This is a genomic window from Stenotrophomonas sp. I18B00994 (assembly GCF_014145825.1).
Classification (GTDB): Bacteria; Pseudomonadota; Gammaproteobacteria; order Xanthomonadales; family Xanthomonadaceae; genus Stenotrophomonas; species Stenotrophomonas maltophilia.
The window spans coordinates 1-17,203 of sequence record NZ_JACIUW010000008.1 but is presented as its reverse complement, the minus strand read 5'-3'; the positions used below and the strand labels follow the sequence as shown (position 1 = coordinate 17,203).

17 protein-coding genes are annotated in these 17,203 nt (G+C 68.4%); 15 read left to right on the top strand and 2 right to left on the bottom strand.

The features are described 5' to 3' along the window. The first annotated feature begins 72 nt into the window (after positions 1-72). Complete coding sequence (locus tag H4O10_RS10635; RefSeq protein ID WP_005409417.1) at positions 73-771, top strand: AraC family transcriptional regulator; 699 nt, start codon at positions 73-75, stop codon at positions 769-771. A 119-nt stretch (positions 772-890) separates the two neighbouring features. Further along, the gene (locus tag H4O10_RS10630) at positions 891-1,841 is read left to right on the top strand and encodes a DMT family transporter (protein WP_043035072.1); all 951 of its coding nucleotides are present in this window, start codon (positions 891-893) and stop codon (positions 1,839-1,841) included. A 9-nt stretch (positions 1,842-1,850) separates the two neighbouring features. Here the strand turns inward: H4O10_RS10630 and H4O10_RS10625 are convergent, their stop codons facing one another. Next, positions 1,851-2,171, bottom strand: coding sequence for a hypothetical protein (locus H4O10_RS10625; protein ID WP_162292024.1), 321 nt, complete (start codon positions 2,169-2,171; stop codon positions 1,851-1,853). Positions 2,172-2,198: 27 nt separating this feature from the next. Here H4O10_RS10625 and thrA point away from each other — a divergent pair, with 27 nt between their 5' ends. The 3 genes from thrA to thrC are packed head-to-tail and all read left to right on the top strand — an operon-like array spanning position 2,199 to position 6,930. Next, entirely contained in the window at positions 2,199-4,703 is a 2,505-nt protein-coding gene (gene thrA, locus H4O10_RS10620) for a bifunctional aspartate kinase/homoserine dehydrogenase I (protein ID WP_043035073.1), read from the top strand. Beyond that, positions 4,700-5,614, top strand: a complete 915-nt coding sequence (locus H4O10_RS10615) for a homoserine kinase (protein WP_076738983.1) — start codon at positions 4,700-4,702, stop codon at positions 5,612-5,614. Before thrA ends, H4O10_RS10615 begins: the two co-directional genes overlap by 4 nt. 29 nt (positions 5,615-5,643) lie before the next feature. Beyond that, positions 5,644-6,930 (top strand): threonine synthase, encoded by a 1,287-nt coding sequence (gene thrC / locus H4O10_RS10610; RefSeq protein WP_076738984.1) that lies wholly within the window; start codon positions 5,644-5,646, stop codon positions 6,928-6,930. A 102-nt stretch (positions 6,931-7,032) separates the two neighbouring features. Here the strand turns inward: thrC and H4O10_RS10605 are convergent, their stop codons facing one another. Continuing rightward, on the bottom strand, positions 7,033-7,785 hold the full coding sequence (locus H4O10_RS10605) for a helix-turn-helix domain-containing protein (protein WP_005409422.1): 753 nt from the start codon (positions 7,783-7,785) through the stop codon (positions 7,033-7,035). A gap of 126 nt (positions 7,786-7,911) precedes the next feature. Here H4O10_RS10605 and hisS point away from each other — a divergent pair, with 126 nt between their 5' ends. From hisS to hisIE, 10 genes are all read left to right on the top strand, one after another. Further along, complete coding sequence (gene hisS / locus H4O10_RS10600) at positions 7,912-9,306, top strand: histidine--tRNA ligase (RefSeq protein WP_005413164.1); 1,395 nt, start codon at positions 7,912-7,914, stop codon at positions 9,304-9,306. Positions 9,307-9,710: 404 nt separating this feature from the next. After that, on the top strand, positions 9,711-10,019 hold the full coding sequence (locus H4O10_RS10595) for a YerC/YecD family TrpR-related protein (protein WP_088025802.1): 309 nt from the start codon (positions 9,711-9,713) through the stop codon (positions 10,017-10,019). A 34-nt stretch (positions 10,020-10,053) separates the two neighbouring features. Further along, on the top strand, positions 10,054-10,965 hold the full coding sequence (gene hisG / locus H4O10_RS10590) for an ATP phosphoribosyltransferase (protein WP_099562583.1): 912 nt from the start codon (positions 10,054-10,056) through the stop codon (positions 10,963-10,965). Further along, complete coding sequence (gene hisD, locus H4O10_RS10585) at positions 10,962-12,257, top strand: histidinol dehydrogenase (protein WP_076738986.1); 1,296 nt, start codon at positions 10,962-10,964, stop codon at positions 12,255-12,257. Before hisG ends, hisD begins: the two co-directional genes overlap by 4 nt. After that, complete coding sequence (hisC, locus tag H4O10_RS10580; protein WP_076738987.1) at positions 12,254-13,348, top strand: histidinol-phosphate transaminase; 1,095 nt, start codon at positions 12,254-12,256, stop codon at positions 13,346-13,348. Before hisD ends, hisC begins: the two co-directional genes overlap by 4 nt. Continuing rightward, positions 13,345-14,418: a bifunctional histidinol-phosphatase/imidazoleglycerol-phosphate dehydratase HisB gene (gene hisB, locus H4O10_RS10575; protein ID WP_005409428.1), complete on the top strand. Its 1,074-nt coding sequence runs from the start codon at positions 13,345-13,347 to the stop codon at positions 14,416-14,418. The genes hisC and hisB overlap by 4 nt, the downstream gene beginning before the upstream one ends. Continuing rightward, complete coding sequence (gene hisH / locus H4O10_RS10570; RefSeq protein WP_024956882.1) at positions 14,415-15,017, top strand: imidazole glycerol phosphate synthase subunit HisH; 603 nt, start codon at positions 14,415-14,417, stop codon at positions 15,015-15,017. Before hisB ends, hisH begins: the two co-directional genes overlap by 4 nt. After that, positions 15,014-15,748, top strand: coding sequence for a 1-(5-phosphoribosyl)-5-[(5-phosphoribosylamino)methylideneamino]imidazole-4-carboxamide isomerase (gene hisA / locus H4O10_RS10565; protein WP_076738988.1), 735 nt, complete (start codon positions 15,014-15,016; stop codon positions 15,746-15,748). The genes hisH and hisA overlap by 4 nt, the downstream gene beginning before the upstream one ends. Beyond that, on the top strand, positions 15,742-16,518 hold the full coding sequence (gene hisF / locus H4O10_RS10560; protein WP_005409431.1) for an imidazole glycerol phosphate synthase subunit HisF: 777 nt from the start codon (positions 15,742-15,744) through the stop codon (positions 16,516-16,518). Before hisA ends, hisF begins: the two co-directional genes overlap by 7 nt. Continuing rightward, complete coding sequence (hisIE, locus tag H4O10_RS10555; protein ID WP_076738989.1) at positions 16,508-17,128, top strand: bifunctional phosphoribosyl-AMP cyclohydrolase/phosphoribosyl-ATP diphosphatase HisIE; 621 nt, start codon at positions 16,508-16,510, stop codon at positions 17,126-17,128. The genes hisF and hisIE overlap by 11 nt, the downstream gene beginning before the upstream one ends. Positions 17,129-17,203 lie beyond the last annotated feature (75 nt).

Here is a 17,203-nt window from a genome sequence, read left to right as displayed (position 1 = left end):
TCCCTGCGTTGGATGACGGATCGACTATAGCAACGGTTTGCACGGCCGTTGTTACACGCGCACACTGCCCGCATGGGCGCCATCTTCCATCTGCGGCACTACGGCCAGGCCACCGGCCTGGACCGCCATGACTACGCGCAGTGGGTGCTGCCAGTGCAGGGTGAACTGCAGTTCGAAATGGAAGGCCGCGGAGGTCGGCTGGACGTGCTGCAGGGGGCATTCGTGGCCGCCGGTGAGGCGCATGACCAGATGGCTGATGGTCCCAATGGTTTCGTGATCGTTGACTGTCCTCCGGGCGTACTTGATGACGGCACGCAGGAGCATCTGTGCCGGCAGCGCTGGCTGCATCTGCCGCTGGCATTGCGCCGACGCCTGGCTGAGGTGCAGGCAGGGCAGTCAATGCCGGCGCTGCTGCCGCAGTTGCTGCAGGTATTTGCACCTGCCGGCAGTGGCGCGCGCATGCAGGGTCTGTGTGCGGCGGTCCAGGCCGACCCCGGGCAGGCGTGGCCGGTGGCGCGCATGGCGGGGTTCGTCGGGGTCAGCGAGAGCCGTTTGCATGCGCTGTTCCGGCAGGAGTTCGGGCTCAGCCCGCAGGCCTGGCTCAGTGCAAGCCGGTTGCGTTGGGCCAAGCACCAGCTGCGCACCAGCGTGGCGCCGATCAGCGATATCGCGCTGGCCGCGGGCTATTCCGAGCAGAGCGCACTGACCCGCGCGCTGCGCCGCGAGTGCGGCCAGACTCCCGCAGCGTGGCGCCGGGGCGCCGGACTGTAGGGTCGAGCCACGCTCGGCTTTGCACACGCGCGGCCGGTCAGGGCAATAGCCTCGGTCAAGAGCGCCCGCTGGCCAGCGCTTACACTGCGCGGCCTGTTCTCTCCCCCCGAAGAACCCGAATGCGCAACAACCCGATGGCCCTGGGCATCGCCAATGGCGTTGCCGCTGGCGCGCTGTGGGGCGTGGTCTTCCTCGCGCCCGCCGTGCTGCAGTCGTTCAACGCCCTGCAATTGTCGGCCGGTCGCTATCTGGTCTACGGCCTGATCGCCGTAGTACTGCTGCTCCCGCGCTGGAAGCGGCTGGCACCCCAGCTGGGTCGCACCGAATGGATCGGGCTGCTGTGGCTGAGCCTGGCCGGGAACCTGGTGTACTTCCTGCTGCTGGCCACGGCGGTGCAGTGGGCTGGCGGTGCGGCGGCGTCGCTGATTGTCGGCCTGATTCCGGTGGTGGTCACCCTGGTCGGCGTGCGCGAACAGGGTGCAGTGCCTTTGAAACAGCTGCTGCCGGCACTGGGCCTGTGCGTGCTGGGCGTGGCCCTGGTTGGTTGGGAAGCACTGATGTCCGAGCACCTGGCAACCCCGTGGCGGCAGCGCCTGATCGGCCTGCTGTGCGCGTTCGGCGCGCTGTTCTCGTGGGCGTTGTACTCGATCGGCAACAGCCGCTGGCTGGCGCGTCGACCGGACTTGTCCAGCCACGACTGGTCGCTGCTGACCGGCGTCACCACCGGCGGCCTGGCCCTGCTGCTGGTGCCGATGGCCTTCATCGGGCACACCAGCGGGCACACGGCGGCGCAGTGGAGTGGTTTCTGGGCAATCAGTGCCGGTGTGGCGGTGGTGGCCTCGATCCTCGGCAATGCGTTCTGGAACCGCGCCAGCCGCCTGCTGCCGCTGACCCTGACCGGACAGATGATCGTGTTCGAGACGCTGTTCGCGCTGGCGTATGCCTTCGCCTGGCAGCAGCGCTGGCCTTCACTGCTGGAAGCGCTGGCGATCGTGTTCCTGGTGGCCGGCGTGATGCTGTGCGCGCATGCCCATCGTAGTCCACGGGCGATCGCCGAACATGCCGACTGAATGCGTGCGTCAAGCGTGCTGATGCTGCCTTGGTCTCAGATGCAACCAAATGCCGGCACGTTGAGCGATGATCGCGGCACTGGTTTTTTGCATCGCAGCACTTGACAGCAGGCCGGCGCACAGTGTTTTCTGTGCGTCATGGTTCTTGATGCCGCCCACGCCAGCCTGATCGCTCCCGCTACCGCGGGCCGTTCGACTGCGCCGGTCGCCACCACCACCATTACCACCACCACCGTCACCACTGCCCTGGTGCGGCCCGTCGTCTTCGTGTAACTCCCGAAAACCACGGCCCCGCACCATACAGGTGGCGGGGAAACTCGACACCTGCATGCGACGGGGCCTCCTGCCGAGGTCTGCATGTCTTCCCACGCCCCCGCTCATCCCGTTGCCCCGGCCGATCTGGCTGCACCGTCCATCGTCGTGCACAAGTTCGGCGGCACCTCGGTGGCCGATGCCGAACGCTACCGCCATGTCGCGGGCCTGCTGCTGGCCCGTCCCGAATCGCTGCAGGTCACTGTCGTTTCGGCAATGAAGGGCGTCACTGACGCGCTGATCGAGCTGGCCCAGCTGGCGGCCAAGGGCGACGAAGCCTGGCGCGAGGCCTGGCATGCGCTGCGCGCGCGTCACCGTGGCGCCGCCGTGGCCCTGCTGGGCGAGCAGGTGGGCGAGACCGTCGAATGGATCGACGCCCGCTTCGATCAACTGGCCGAAGTGCTGGCGGCGCTGGCGGTGATCGGCGAGCTGCCGCGCGAAGTGCTCGACCGCGTGCAGGGCCTGGGCGAAGTATTCTCCGCGCAACTGCTTGGCACCCACCTGCGTGCCTTGGGCGAAGACTGTGCGGTACTCGATGCACGCGACGTGCTGGTGGTCGGGCATGGCGAACTGGGTGTGGATGTCGACTGGGAGTCCAGCGCGGACCGCCTGGCCAAGTGGCGCCTGCGGCATCCGCAGATGCGCCTGGTCGCCACCGGTTTCGTTGCCCGTGACCGCCATGACCGCATCACCACGCTCGGCCGCAATGGCAGCGACTATTCCGGCGCGATCTTCGCCGCGTTGTTCAATGCCGATGAACTGCACATCTGGACCGACGTCGACGGTGTGCTGTCGGCCGACCCGCGACTGGTGCCCGAAGCGGTGCAGCTGGAATCACTGAGCTACGACGAGGCCTGCGAGCTGGCTTATTTCGGCGCCAAGGTGGTGCACCCGCAGACGATGTCGCCGGCCATCCGCCTCGGCCTGCCGATCTTCATCCGCAATACCTTCCAGCCGGCGCATCCGGGGACGCGCATCAGCGCCGAGCGCTCGCCGCGCGGGCCGGTGAAGGGCCTGACCCTGAGCCCCGGGCTGTCCCTGTTGAACCTGGAAGGCACCGGCCTGATCGGTGTGCCCGGTACCGCCGAGCGCGTGTTCGCGGCGCTGCGCCAGGCGCAGGTGTCGGTGGTGATGATCTCGCAGGGTTCGTCAGAGCATTCGATCTGCTGCGTGGTGCGCGCTGCCGAAGCGGCGCGTGGCCGTGAGGCACTGCTGCACGCGTTCGCGCATGAACTGTCGGTAGGGCAGGTGCAGCGCGTGCAGGTCAGTGAGGGCGTCAGCGTGCTGGCGGCAGTGGGTGACGGCATGGCCGGCCAGCCCGGTGTGGCGGCGCGCCTGTTCGAGGCGCTGGGACGCGCGCAGGTGAACATCCTGGCGATCGCGCAGGGCTCGTCGGAGCGCAATATTTCTGTGGCGGTGGACAGTGCCGATGCCACCCGCGCATTGCGGGCCGCACATGCGGGCTTCTGGCTGTCGCCGCAGACGTTCGCGGTCGGTGTGATCGGGCCGGGCAACGTCGGCGCGGCACTGCTGGACCAGCTGCTGGCGGCCCGCCCGCAGCTGCTGGCCAAGGCCAATGTGGATCTTCGCCTGCGCGCGCTGGCCTCGCGTTCGCGCATGCGGATGGAAGTGGATGGCCTGCACGCCGATTGGCGGGAGGCATTGCAGGACGCGGGCGAGCCCAGCGACCTGGATCGCTTCACCGAACATCTGCTGGCCGCGCACCTGCCGCATGCGGTGGTGATCGACTGCAGTGGCAGCGCCGACGTGGCCGAGCGCTATGAGGGCTGGCTGGCTGCCGGCATCCACGTGGTGACCCCGAACAAGCAGGCCGGTGCTGGCCCGCTGCCGCGCTACCAGCGCATCCGTGCTGCTGCGGCGGCCAGTGGTGCGCGCTTCCGCTACGAAGCCACGGTGGGCGCGGGCCTGCCGGTGATCACCACGCTGCGTGATCTGGTCGATACGGGCGACGAGGTGCTGGCGATCGAAGGCATCTTCTCCGGCACGCTGGCGTGGCTGTTCAACCGCTTCGACGGCAGTCAGCCGTTCTCGCAGCTGGTCGCGCAGGCGCGGTCGATGGGCTACACCGAGCCGGACCCGCGCGATGATCTTTCGGGCGTGGACGTGGCGCGCAAGCTGGTGATCCTCGCCCGCGAGGCCGGCCACGCGCTCAGCCTGGAACAGGTACAGGTGGAAAGCCTGGTGCCGGCGCTGCTGCGCGACGGCAGCGTGGATGACTTCATGGCGCGGCTGGGCGAGTCCGATGCCAGCCTGTTGCAGCGGTTGCAGGACGCGCGGGCGCGTGGCGCGGTGCTGCGCTACGTGGCACGGCTGGGCGCTGACGGTGCCTCGGTGGGCCTGCAGGAACTGCCCACCGACCACGCCTTCGCCAACCTTCGGTTGACCGATAACGTGGTGCAGTTCCGTACCCGTCGCTACTGCGACAACCCGTTGGTGGTGCAGGGTCCGGGGGCCGGCCCGGAAGTCACCGCCGCCGGTGTGTTTGCCGACCTGCTGCGGGTCGCGGCCGGTGAAGGAGCGCGCCTGTGATCGCACGTGCGTTCGCGCCGGCCTCGGTGGCCAACGTGGCGGTGGGCTTCGACATTCTTGGTCATGCCATCGCCGGTGTTGGCGATACCGTGAGCGTGCGCCGCATCGATGAACCGCTGGTGCGCATCGAGGCGATCCGTGGCAGTGCGGTCGAGCTGCCGCTGGAGGCAGCCGGGAACACCGCCGGCGCTGCGCTGACGTCACTGCGCGAAGGCCTGGGCCTGGATTTCGGATTCGCGGTGGAGATCGACAAGGGCATTCCGTTCGGTTCCGGCATGGGCGGTTCGGCAGCGTCATGCGTTGCGGCGTTGGTTGCCGGCAACGCGCTGCTGGATGCACCGCTGTCGCGTGAGGCGCTGTATCCGTTTGCGCTCGATGGCGAGGCAGTGGCCAGCGGTGGCCGCCACGGCGACAACGTGGGGCCGCTGCTGCTGGGTGGTCTTGCGCTGTGTACGGCCGACCGCCTGCTGCCAATTCCTGTGCCGGCGGCCTGGCACAGCCTGCTGGTGCATCCGCACGCGGTGCTGGAAACACGCCGTGCGCGCCAGGTGCTGCAGGGCAGCTACGCGCTGGGTGAATTCGTGGCACAGAGTGCGAACCTCGCGCTGGTACTCAGTGGTTGCCATCGTAGTGATGCGGCGCTGGTGCGGGCTGGATTGCGCGATGTGCTGGTCGAACCACGGCGGGCCGGCCTGATTGCAGGTTTCGAAGCAGCCCGCGATGCGGCGCTGTCGGCCCATGCAATGGGTGCGGGCATCTCCGGTGCCGGACCCAGCGTGTTCGCCTGGTTCGAGGACGCCGACCAGGCCCGCGCCGCTGCCGCACCGGTGCAGGCGGCATTTGCCGCCGCCGGTTTCGACAGCGATGCCTGGGTGTCGCCGCTGGATGCAGCGGGAGCCCGCTTGTGCTGAATCCTTCCCCTTTACTGGATACCGAACCCATGCAATTTGTTTCGACCCGGGGTCAGTCCCCGGCCGTTGGCCTCAGTGCGGCGATCGCTGCAGGATTGGCGCCCGATGGAGGGCTGTATGTTCCGCAGGTGCTGCCGGCGCCACGTGAGCTGCGGGCCGGCGCAACGCTGGCCGATACCGCCGCCGATCTGCTGGCACCGTTCTTCGCAGGTGATGCTCTGGAGGCGGCGCTGCCATCGATCTGCCGCGAGGCGTTCGACTTTCCGGTGCCGCTGCGTCCACTGGGCGGCGGTGACCATGTGCTGGAGCTGTTCCATGGGCCGACGGCGGCGTTCAAGGATATCGGTGCGCGCTTCCTGGCCGGAACACTGTCGCGGCTGCAGGCCGGCAAGGACCGCGACCTGACGATCGTTGTCGCCACCTCTGGCGATACCGGTGCCGCCGTGGCGGCAGCCTTCCACCGCCAGCCGGGCGTGCGTGTGGTGGTGCTGTACCCGGATGGCCGCGTGTCACCGCGCCAGGCGCATCAGCTTGGCTGCTTCGGCGACAACATCCAGGCGCTGCGTGTGGCCGGGGCGTTTGACGATTGCCAGGCCATGGTCAAGCAGGCGCTGGCCGACCGTGACCTGCAGGCGCAGGTGCCGCTCAGCTCGGCCAACAGCATCAGCCTGGGCCGGCTGCTGCCGCAGATGAGTTACTACGCACATGCGGCGTTGACCCATTACGCAGCGCATCGTCGTCGGCTCAACCTGGTGGTGCCGACCGGCAATCTGGGCAATGCGATGGCGGCCGTGCTGGCGCGCGCGCTGGGCGTTCCGATCGGGCAGATCGTGCTGGCGAACAATGCCAATGCGGTGCTGCCGGCGTACTTCAACGGTGGCGACTATCAGCCGCAGGCCAGTGTGGCCACGGTTGCCAACGCAATGGATGTGGGGGCGCCCAGCAACTTTGAACGCCTGCGCTGGCTTTACCTCGGAGATGACGCCGAGCTGCGCGCTGCGTTCCGCGCGTTCGCGGTGGATGACGTGACCATCCGCGCGACGATTGCGGCGGCGCATGCCAGCAACGGCGAACTGTTCTGCCCGCATACGGCCACAGCGGTGAAGGTGCTGCAGGACCTGCGTGCGCGCGGCGCCAAGGGCGACTGGGCGGTGGTGGCCACGGCGCACCCGGCCAAGTTCGAGGCCGTGGTCGAGCCGCTGATCGGCGAAACGGTGGCGGTGCCGCCTGCGCTGGATGCGTTGCTGCAGCGGCCCGCGCACGCGGAACCGTTGGCCGCGGAGTATGCGGCGTTGCGCGAGGTGTTGCTGCGTTGACCGGAGATGGACGTGGTTGCCGGCCAGCGGCCGGCACTACCCGTGCTGCGTCCACCTGGTAGTGCCGGCCGCTGGCCGGCAACCCAGCCAACCGCGATGCGGTCAGATCAACCCTTCACCGGCCAGCGTGCGCAACCCGTCCTCGTCGAGGATCTCCACTACGTTCAGGTGGGGCAGGGCGATCAACCCCTGCTGGCGCAGCTTGGTGAAGGTACGGCTGACCGTTTCCATGGTCAGGCCCAGATGGTCGGCGATGTCGCCACGCCCCATCGGCAGCGAGACGCGCAGGCCATCGCCACCCAGCTTGGCCTCGCGCGCGGCCAGGCGCAGCAGGAAGTCGGCCACTTTCTCGGCCGGCTGCAGCCGCGCCAGTGCCAGCGCGGCATCCTGGGCGGCGTCCAGCTCCTGGCAGGCACGCTGCAGCAGCTTGCGTTCCAGGTGCGGGAAACGGCTGCGAAGCGCCTTCATCTGCGGCAGCGCGACACGGCATACGCGGCTGTCTGCGATGGCCTCGATATCGTAGCGGTGGTGGTCACTGCCGCTCAGGCCCAGGTAGTCGCCAGGAAGCACGAAGCCATTGATCTGGCGGCGGCCATCGGCCAGGGTGCGCACCAGGCGCAGGGCGCCGCCGGTCAATGTATAGACATGGTCGCGCTCTTCGCCGGTGCGGGCCAGGGTACTGCCCATGCTGACCTGCTGGGAAACGGTGACCTGTTCCAGTGCCTGCACTTCATCGGGCGACAGCGCCGAGCACACCGCAAGGTGGCGAACCGAGCAGTGCAGGCAGTCCAGCGTGTTGCAGGACGGCGAGGCGGGATCGTTGGTGGCGGGCGGAGCGCCGGAAGGCCGTGACATGTTGCGGGGGCGTATCGCGGGCGGGGAGGGCCTTATGATACTTCAAGCGGCCGTTCGACCCTGCCCGAGGCGGGGGCGCTAGAATGTCGCCCCCTCCCACGTCCCGTTCCAGCAGGAGTTCCGCCCGTGATCAAGCCCCGTACCCCGCCCGGCACCCTTGAACTGTTGCCGCGCGAGCAGATTGCGTTCCAGCGCATGCTGGACGTGATCCGTCGCAACTACGAGCGCTTCGGGTTCCTGCCGGTGGAGACGCCGGTGTTCGAGCTGTCCGACGTGCTGCTGACCAAGTCCGGTGGCGAGACCGAGCGCCAGGTGTATTTCGTGCAGTCCACCGGTGCGCTGGCCAACGCCGCCGAATCGGGTGACCGTTCGCTGCCGGAAATGGCGCTGCGCTTCGACCTGACCGTGCCGCTGGCGCGCTACGTGGCCGAGCACGAGCATGAACTGACCTTCCCGTTCCGTCGCTACCAGATGCAGCGGGTGTACCGCGGCGAGCGCGCCCAACGCGGCCGCTTCCGTGAGTTCTACCAGTGCGACATCGACGTGATCGGCAAGGACAGCCTGAGCGTGCGATACGACGCCGAAGTGCTGGCGGTCATCCACGCGGTGTTCTCGGAACTGCGCATCGGTGACTTCAGCATCCAGCTGAACAACCGCAAGTTGATGCGTGGCTTCTTCGAGAGCCTGGGCGTGGCGGAGGGCGAGCGCCAGCTGGCAGTGCTGCGCGAAGTGGACAAGCTGGACAAGCGCGGCGCCGATTACGTGCGCGAGACGCTGGTGGGCGAGGGCTTCGAGATTCCGGCCGAGCAGGTCGAGAAGATCCTGGCGTTCGTGGCCGTGCGTTCGCAGGGCCATGCCGATGCACTGGCGCAGCTGGCCACGCTTGAAGCCGACGCCGGTTCTTCGGAGATCCTGCGTACCGGCGTCGCCGAACTGCGCGAAGTGCTGCAGCTGGTGCAGGCGCTGGGCGTGCCGGAAACCGCGTACTGCCTGAATTTCTCCATTGCGCGCGGCCTGGACTACTACACCGGCACCGTCTACGAGACCACGCTGACCGACCACCCGCAGATCGGTTCGATCTGCTCGGGCGGCCGCTACGAAGACCTGGCCAGCCACTACAGCAAGTCGAAGCTGCCGGGCGTGGGCATCTCCATCGGCCTGTCGCGCCTGTTCTGGCAGCTGCGCGAAGCCGGCCTGATCGATGGCATCGAGGGCAGCAGCGTGCAGGCGCTGGTGGCGCTGATGGACGAGCAGGGCATGCCGCAGTCGCTGGACATCGCGCGCCGCCTTCGCGCCGGTGGCATCAACACCGAAGTGCAGATGGAGCCGAAGAAGATCGGCAAGCAGTTCCAGTACGCAGCCAAGGCCGGCATCCGCTTCGTGGTGCTGGCCGGTGAGGACGAGCTGGCGCGCGGCGTGGTGGCAGTGAAGGACCTGCTGCGCGAGCAGCAGTTCGAGGTCTCCCGCGACGAGCTGGCCAGCACCCTGCAGGTCGAGCTGGAGCAGTCGAAGGTGATGTAACGGCCGGTTGGCCGCACGCCGACACGCCACGAAACGCCCACCACCCGGTGGGCGTTTTCGTTTCCGGGCCGCGTTCCGGGGTCAGAGCCGTTTTCCTTCAGAAAACGGATCCGACCCCTTGCTGTTCCAACAGCTCGCAGGAAACTGTCGACGGCGGGGTGGGGCCGGAGGCAGGGGTGTCCGCGGCATGGATGCCGCGGACAAGCCCCCATGGACGGGTTTACGGCGTCCCCTGCCACCGGACCCACCCCGCCAACCCTCAGCCATCCAGCATTTGACGTCGCTTCGGCATCTAGCGGGTGCAGGGCGCAGCCCTGCCCACAAATCCCCCCAGATTTGACGCAGTGCGCAAGAATGCGCTAATGTACTAACGCGCTATTACATTGATGCATGGAAACGACCCCGTGAAAGCCCGCCCGGAGATTGCCGCCAAAGACCCTAAGGCCGACCTGGAAGCCCTGGCCCAAGCCTTTGCCGCCCTGCGCGAGCCGGAACAGGTCGAGGCCTTCCTGCGTGATCTGTGCACCCCGGCCGAGCTGGAAGCCATGGCCGACCGCTGGAAGGTGGTGCCGCTGCTGCAGCAGGGCGTGCCGTATCGCGAGATCCACGAGCGCACCGGGGTCAGCGTGACCACCACCGGACGGGTGGCGCGAACGCTCGAGCATGGCCATCGAGGTTATGCCGCCGCCATCGACCGCCTTGCTTCGCGCTGATCCGCGCCCCGTTCCGAACTTCGAGACCTCCCCCATGAGTGCAACCCAGGCAGCGCCGGCACGAGACCGGCTGCGTATCGCCATCCAGAAGAGTGGCCGGCTGGCCGAGCCCGCCCGCAACCTGCTCAGTGCCTGTGGCCTGAGCTGGCGCGAGAGCCGCGACAAGCTGTTCTGCTACGGCGAATCGCTGCCGGTGGACCTGCTGCTGGTGCGCGACGACGACATCCCCGGCCTGATCGCCGACGGCGTCTGCGACCTCGGCATCGTCGGCCGCAACGAGCTGGACGAGCAGGCTGCGGCACGTCGCCAGATCGGCCTGCCGGTTGCCTACCAGGCACTGCGCGGACTGGGCTTTGGCCAGTGCCGGCTGATGCTGGCGGTACCCGAGGAGTGGCAGTGGCAGGGACCGGCGCAGCTGGCCGGCACCCGCATTGCCACCAGCTACCCGGCCATCCTCAAGCAATGGCTGGCCGAACAGGGCGTGGACGCACAGGTGGTCGAGCTGTCCGGGTCGGTGGAAATCGCCCCGCGCCTGGGTACCGCCGACCTGATCTGCGACCTGGTCTCCAGTGGCGCCACGCTGCGCGCCAACCAGTTGACCCCGGTGCACAACCTGCTCGACAGCGAGGCGGTGCTGGCCGGTGCGGTGCGCGTGCCGGATGACGCACGTGCATCGCTGCGCGCGATGCTGCTGCGCCGCCTCGACGGCGTGGTGCAGCGCCAGGATCGCAAGCTGCTGATGTTCCGCGCCAGCGAGGATCGCGTCGACGCGCTGGCGCAGCTGCTGGCCGATGCCGAGCCGCTGGTTCGGCTGCCGGCCGATGGCGGCGCGCTGCGCCTGCAGACCATGTGCCCGGGCCCGCTGAGCTGGCAGCGCATGGAGGAACTCGAGCGCGCCGGCGCGCAGGGCTTGATGGTACTGAGCGTGGAGCGGTCGCTGGCATGAACCGTCTGATCTGGTCCCGACTTGATGAGACCGCGCGCAGCGCGGCGCTGACCCGCCCGGTGCAGACCGTGGCGCAGCAGACCCGCGACGCGGTGGCGACGCTGATTGCACAGGTGCGCACACAGGGCGACGACGCGCTGCGCGCGATCACCGCACGCTTCGATGGTGTCGAGCTGTCGTCCTTTGAAGTGAGCGAAGCCGAGTTTGCCGCGGCGGAAGCTGCGGTGCCGGCTGAGTTGCGCCAGGCCATGGTGGAAGCTGCCGAACGCATCGCGCGCTTCCACGCCGCCGGCATGGGCCAGGGATACGTGGTGGAAACCGCCCCGGGCGTGGTCTGCGAACGCATGCTGCGCCCGATCGGCCGGGTGGGCCTGTACGTACCGGCCGGTAGCGCACCGCTGCCGTCCACCGCGCTGATGCTGGGTGTGCCAGCGCAGCTGGCCGGCTGCCCGCAGGTGGTGCTGTGCACGCCGCCGCGTGCCGATGGCAGCGCGGATCCGGCGGTGCTGGTGGCCGCACGCCTGACCGGCGTGCAGCGCGTGTTCAAGCTGGGCGGCGCCCAGGCCATCGCTGCGATGGCTTACGGCACGGCCAGCATTCCGGCCTGTGACAAGCTGTTCGGGCCGGGCAACAGCTTCGTCACCGAAGCCAAGCAGCAGGTCGCACAGGACGGCGCCGCCGCCATCGACATGCCGGCCGGTCCCTCCGAAGTGCTGGTGATTGCCGATGCAGGTGCAAACCCGGCGTTCGTTGCAGCCGACCTGCTGTCGCAGGCCGAGCACGGCCCGGATTCGCAGGTGCTGCTGCTGACCGACGATACCGCGATGCTGGCGGCGGTCGAGGCTGAAGTCGAGCGCCAGGTGGCCTTGCTGCCGCGCCAGCAGATCGCACGCCAGGCGCTGTCGGCCTCGCGGCTGATCCAGGTCGACTCGTTGGACGAAGCCTTCGCGATCAGCAACCGCTATGCACCGGAGCACCTGATCCTGGCATTGCGTGATCCGCGTGCGTGGCTGGACAAGGTGCAGGCGGCCGGCTCGGTGTTCCTGGGTGATTACACCCCCGAGGCACTGGGCGACTACTGCAGCGGCACCAACCACGTGCTGCCCACCGCGGGTGCCGCACGTGCCTACAGTGGTGTCAGTGTGGCCAGCTTCCAGAACCTGATCAGCGTGCAGAGCGCCAGCGCCGCCGGCCTGGCAGCGATTGGCGGCTGCGCGCGCATCATCGCCAGTGCCGAAGGCCTGGATGCACATGAACGTGCGGTCGCAGTGCGCATGGAAGTGGCAGCATGAACGCGGCTATCAATGATGTGCTGGCACTGGTTCGCCCGGATCTGCAGGGCTTCGCCGGCTACAGCTCGGCGCGCAGTGCGGCGGTGCAGGGCGAGGTCTGGTTGAACGCCAATGAATCGGCCTGGGCCAATCCCGCTGATGCCGCGGGCAGCAGCCGGCGCTATCCCGAACCGCAGCCGTTGGCATTGCGTGAGGGACTGGCGGCGCTGTACGGCGTGACGCCACAGCAGCTGCTGATCGGTCGCGGCAGCGACGAAGCCATTGATCTGCTGGTGCGCGCGCTGTGCGTGCCGGGCCGCGATGGCGTGCTGGTCACGCCGCCGGTGTTCGGCATGTACGCCGTCTGCGCACGCCTGCAGGGCGCCGCATTGATTGAAGTGCCGCTGGTGGACAGCGAGGATGGCCTGCGCGCCGATCTGGATGCGGTGATCGACACCGCCAGGGCGCGCAATGCCAAGCTGGTGTTCCTGTGCGCACCGTCGAACCCGGCCGGCAGTGATATCGCCCTGGACGAGGTCGAACGGGTGGCGGTTGCGTTGCGCGGGCAGGCACTGGTGGTGGTGGACGAGGCCTATGTCGAGTACGCGCAGCGTCCGTCGGCGACCACGTTGCTGGCCGTGCACGCCAACCTGGCGGTGCTGCGCACGCTGTCGAAAGCACACGCACTCGCGGCCGCGCGCATTGGAACGCTGATCGCCGCGCCGGAACTGATTGCCGTGCTGCGCCGCTGCCAGGCGCCGTATCCGGTGCCGACCCCGTGCGCGGAACTGGCCGTGCAGGCCCTGCAGCCGGCCGCGCTGGCACGCACCGCCGAGCGCGTGGCCACGGTCATCGCCGAGCGCGAACGCCTGCGAACGGCACTGGCCAGCCTGCCCGGTGTACGCCGGGTGTACGCCTCGTCCGGCAACTACCTGCTGGTCCGCTTCGCCGATGCGCAGGCGGCGTTCGATACGCTGCTTGCTGCAGGGGTGGTGGTGCGCGACCAGCGCGCCGCGCCGCAGCTGGGCGATGCGCTTCGCATCAGTATCGGCAGCCCGGAAGAGAATGACCGCGTGCTCGCGGCCCTGTCGGCGCGGAGGGCCGCAGCATGACCCCGATCCTGTTCATCGACCGCGACGGCACCCTCATCGAGGAGCCGTCCGATTTCCAGATCGACGCCTACGAGAAGCTGCGCTTCGTGCCGCAGGTGATCCCGGCGCTGCTGAAGCTGCGGGATGCCGGCTACCAGTTCGTGATCGTCACCAACCAGGATGGCCTGGGCAGCGACAGCTACCCGCGTGCCAGCTTCGATGGCCCCAACGAGCTGATGCTGCAGATCTTCGAAAGCCAGGGCATCACTTTCCGTGACGTGCTGATCGACTGCAGCTGGCCGCACGACAACGCGCCGACCCGCAAGCCGGGCATCGGACTGATGACGGCTTATCTGCAGGACCGCAGCATCGACTGGGCGCGTTCGGGCATGGTCGGCGATCGCATCACCGACCTGCAGTTTGCCGACAACCTCAACATCCGCGGTTTCCAGCTGCGCACCGCGCAGTTTGGTGGCGAGTGGGATTGGCCGGGCATTGCCCATGCGCTGGCCGATGCGCCGCGCACCGCCGTGGTCCAGCGCAACACGAAAGAAACGAAGATCCGCGTCGAACTGGACCTGGATTGCGCGGGTGATGCACGCATCTCCACCGGCCTGCCGTTCTTCGACCACATGCTGGAACAGATCGGCAAGCACGGTGGCTTCGCGCTGGACATCCAGGCCGAGGGTGACCTGCACATCGACGAACACCACACCATCGAGGATACGGGGCTGGCCCTGGGCCAGGCGCTGCGCGAGGCGCTGGGCGACAAGCGCGGCATCGGCCGCTACGGTTTCACCCTGCCGATGGACGAGACGCTGGCCAGCGCTGCGCTGGACTTCAGTGGCCGCCCGTACTTCGTGTTCGAGGGCGAGTTCAAGCGCGAACGCGTGGGCGATATGCCGACCGAGCTGGTGCCGCATTTCTTCCGCTCGCTGTGCGATGCCAGCGGCCTGAACCTCAACCTGCAGGTACGCGGCGACAACGATCACCACAAGGTGGAGGCGTGCTTCAAGGCCCTGGCCCGCGCGCTGCGTCCGGCGCTGGCCCGGCAGGGCACGGCACTGCCGAGCACCAAGGGGGCGCTGTGAGTGACGTTGCGCTGATCGATGCCGGCGGCGCCAACCTGGGCTCGGTGCGCTACGCACTGGAGCGCCTGGGTGCGACTGTGCGGCTGGTGCGCGATGCGGACGGTCTGGTCGGTGCGCAGCGGGTGATCCTGCCCGGCGTCGGCGCCGCCGGTCCCGGCATGCAACGCCTGCATGCGCAAGGCCTGGTGGAACCGCTGCAGCGACTGGAGGTGCCGCTGATGGGAATCTGCCTGGGCATGCAGCTGCTGTTCGAACGCTCCGAGGAGGCGGGTGTGGAGACACTGGGCCTGATTCCCGGCGTGGTGCGCAAGCTGGTGCCGGCCTGCGGCATCCGGGTGCCGCACATGGGCTGGAACCGCCTGCTGCCGCTGCGCGAATCGCTGCTGCTGCGCGGCGTGCCGGAGCGTGCCAGCGCCTACTTCGTGCACAGCTACGCCGCGCCCCTCAATACCCACACCGTCGCTGCCTGCGACCACGGCGGCCTGTTCACTGCCGTGGTGGAGCAGGGGCGTTACTACGGCGCACAGTTCCACCCCGAGCGCTCCGGCGAGACCGGCTCGCTGATGCTGCGCAATTTTCTCGAGGGCACTGCTGCATGAGTTTCATCGTCTACCCCGCGCTGGATATCCGCGACGGCCGCGTGGTGCGGCTGCGCCAGGGCGACTACGCGCAGGAAACCTCGTATGGCGACGATCCGTTGCCACGCGCGCAGGCCTTCGCCGCGCAGGGTGCGCAGTGGATGCATCTGGTCGATCTGGACGCTGCGCGCGCCGGTGGCTATACGCTGGCGCCGCTACTGTCGTCGATCCGCGCGCAGACATCGCTGCAGGTGCAGACCGGCGGTGGCGTGCGCGGCCGCGACGATGTGGCGCGCATCCTCGATGCCGGCGCCGGTCGCGTGGTGGTCGGTTCGCTGGCGGTGCGTCGCCCCGATGAAGTGGTCGGCTGGCTGGAGGAATTCGGCGCCGATCGCATCACGGTTGCGCTGGACGCGCGCCAGGACGCACAGGGGCAGTGGCAATTGCCGGTGCATGGTTGGACCGAGAACGCCGGAGTGACCCTGGATGACCTGGCCCAGCGCTACGCGCGCGCCGGCATGCGCCACCTGCTGTGCACCGACATCGCCCGTGACGGCATGCTGGCCGGGCCCAATATCGACCTCTATCGGCACCTGTCCGGCTTGTTGCCGGGTGTGGCGGTGCAGGCGTCCGGTGGCATCCGTGACGTAGCCGATGTGGCCGAGGCCCGTGCCGCCGGCTGCGGCGGTGCGATTCTCGGCAAGGCACTGCTGGAGCAGCGCATGGACCTGGCGGAGGCACTGGCATGTTGAGCCGCCGCATCATTCCCTGCCTGGACGTGCGCGATGGCCGCGTGGTCAAGGGCGTGCGCTTCCGCGACCACGTCGACATGGGCGACATCGCCGAGTTGGCGCAGCGCTATCGCGACCAGGGGGCGGACGAGCTGGTGTTTTATGACATCGGCGCCAGCCCCGAGGCGCGTTCGGTCGACGTGGCGTGGATCGAGCGTATCGCGCGGCTGATCGACATTCCGTTCTGCGTGGCCGGTGGCATCGACAGCGTGGAGACCGCGCGCCGCGTGCTGTTTGCCGGTGCCGACAAGGTGTCGATCAACTCGCCGGCGCTGGGGCGCCCGGAGCTGATCACCGAGCTGGCGGACGAGTTCGGCGTGCAGTGCGTGGTGGTGGGCGTCGATTCGGTGCGCGAGGCCGACGGGCAATGGCGGGTGCGTCGTTTCAGCGGCGATCCGGACAAGACCCAGGCGGTGCCGCTGCGCACCCTGGACTGGATTGTCGAGGCGCAACGGCGTGGCGCGGGCGAGATCGTACTGAACTGCATGGACAGCGATGGCGTGCGCCGTGGCTACGATGTCGTGCAGCTGCAACAGGCGCGGGCACTGTGCCAGGTACCGTTGATCGCCTCGGGCGGTGCCGGTGCGATGGAGCACTTCGCCGAAGCCTTCGACCAGGCCGACGTCGACGGCGCGCTGGCCGCCAGCGTGTTCCACAGCGGCGCCATCGCCATTCCAGAATTGAAGCGCTACCTGCGCGGACAGCAGATCGAGGTGCGGGATGTCTATTGAAGTCAGGCCGTCGTTGGACGCATTGCAGGCGCTGGACTGGGCCAAGGGTGACGGCCTGCTGCCGGCGGTGGTTCAGGATGCCGATACCCTGCAGGTACTGATGCTCGGTTATGTCAGCGCCGAATCGCTGGCGGCCACGCTGGCCATCGGCCACATGACCTTCTTCAGCCGCAGCAAGCAACGGTTGTGGACCAAGGGCGAGCAGTCCGGCAACGTGCTGGTGGTGCAGTCGATCAGCGTCGACTGCGATGCCGATACTTTGCTGGTGATGGCACGGCCGGCGGGGCCAACCTGCCACACCGGTGCAGAGAGCTGCTTCGACCAGGCGCCGAAGGATTTCCTGGGCGGGCTGGGCCAGCTGGTGGCGATGCGTGAGGCGCAACGCCCGCCGGGCAGCTACACCACCAGCCTGTTCGAGGGCGGCATCCGCCGTATCGCACAGAAGGTGGGCGAGGAGGGTGTGGAGACCGCCCTGGCGGCGGTGGCGCAGGATGACGAGGCGCTGCTCGGCGAGGCCTCGGACCTGCTGTACCACCTGCTGGTGCTGCTGCGCGCGCGCAGGCTGTCGCTGGATGATGCGCGTGCGGTGCTGGAAAAACGCCATCGTTGACGTGTGGTAGTGCCGGCCGCTGGCCGGCAAGCCCCGGATGCCCGACGATCATGAGGTTGCCGGCCAGCGGCCGAC

What these genes read in the sequence shown, in the direction of transcription:
- H4O10_RS10635 (WP_005409417.1), top strand. Translation starts at nt 73, where the DNA reads ATGGGCGCCATCTTCCATCTGCGGCACTACGGCCAGGCCACCGGCCTG.
- H4O10_RS10630 (WP_043035072.1), top strand. Translation starts at nt 891, where the DNA reads ATGCGCAACAACCCGATGGCCCTGGGCATCGCCAATGGCGTTGCCGCT.
- H4O10_RS10625 (WP_162292024.1), bottom strand. Translation starts at nt 2,171, where the DNA reads ATGCAGGTGTCGAGTTTCCCCGCCACCTGTATGGTGCGGGGCCGTGGT.
- thrA (WP_043035073.1), top strand. Translation starts at nt 2,199, where the DNA reads ATGTCTTCCCACGCCCCCGCTCATCCCGTTGCCCCGGCCGATCTGGCT.
- thrC (WP_076738984.1), top strand. Translation starts at nt 5,644, where the DNA reads ATGCAATTTGTTTCGACCCGGGGTCAGTCCCCGGCCGTTGGCCTCAGT.
- H4O10_RS10605 (WP_005409422.1), bottom strand. Translation starts at nt 7,785, where the DNA reads ATGTCACGGCCTTCCGGCGCTCCGCCCGCCACCAACGATCCCGCCTCG.
- hisG (WP_099562583.1), top strand. Translation starts at nt 10,054, where the DNA reads ATGAGTGCAACCCAGGCAGCGCCGGCACGAGACCGGCTGCGTATCGCC.
- hisD (WP_076738986.1), top strand. Translation starts at nt 10,962, where the DNA reads ATGAACCGTCTGATCTGGTCCCGACTTGATGAGACCGCGCGCAGCGCG.
- hisC (WP_076738987.1), top strand. Translation starts at nt 12,254, where the DNA reads ATGAACGCGGCTATCAATGATGTGCTGGCACTGGTTCGCCCGGATCTG.
- hisB (WP_005409428.1), top strand. Translation starts at nt 13,345, where the DNA reads ATGACCCCGATCCTGTTCATCGACCGCGACGGCACCCTCATCGAGGAG.
- hisA (WP_076738988.1), top strand. Translation starts at nt 15,014, where the DNA reads ATGAGTTTCATCGTCTACCCCGCGCTGGATATCCGCGACGGCCGCGTG.
- hisF (WP_005409431.1), top strand. Translation starts at nt 15,742, where the DNA reads ATGTTGAGCCGCCGCATCATTCCCTGCCTGGACGTGCGCGATGGCCGC.
- hisIE (WP_076738989.1), top strand. Translation starts at nt 16,508, where the DNA reads ATGTCTATTGAAGTCAGGCCGTCGTTGGACGCATTGCAGGCGCTGGAC.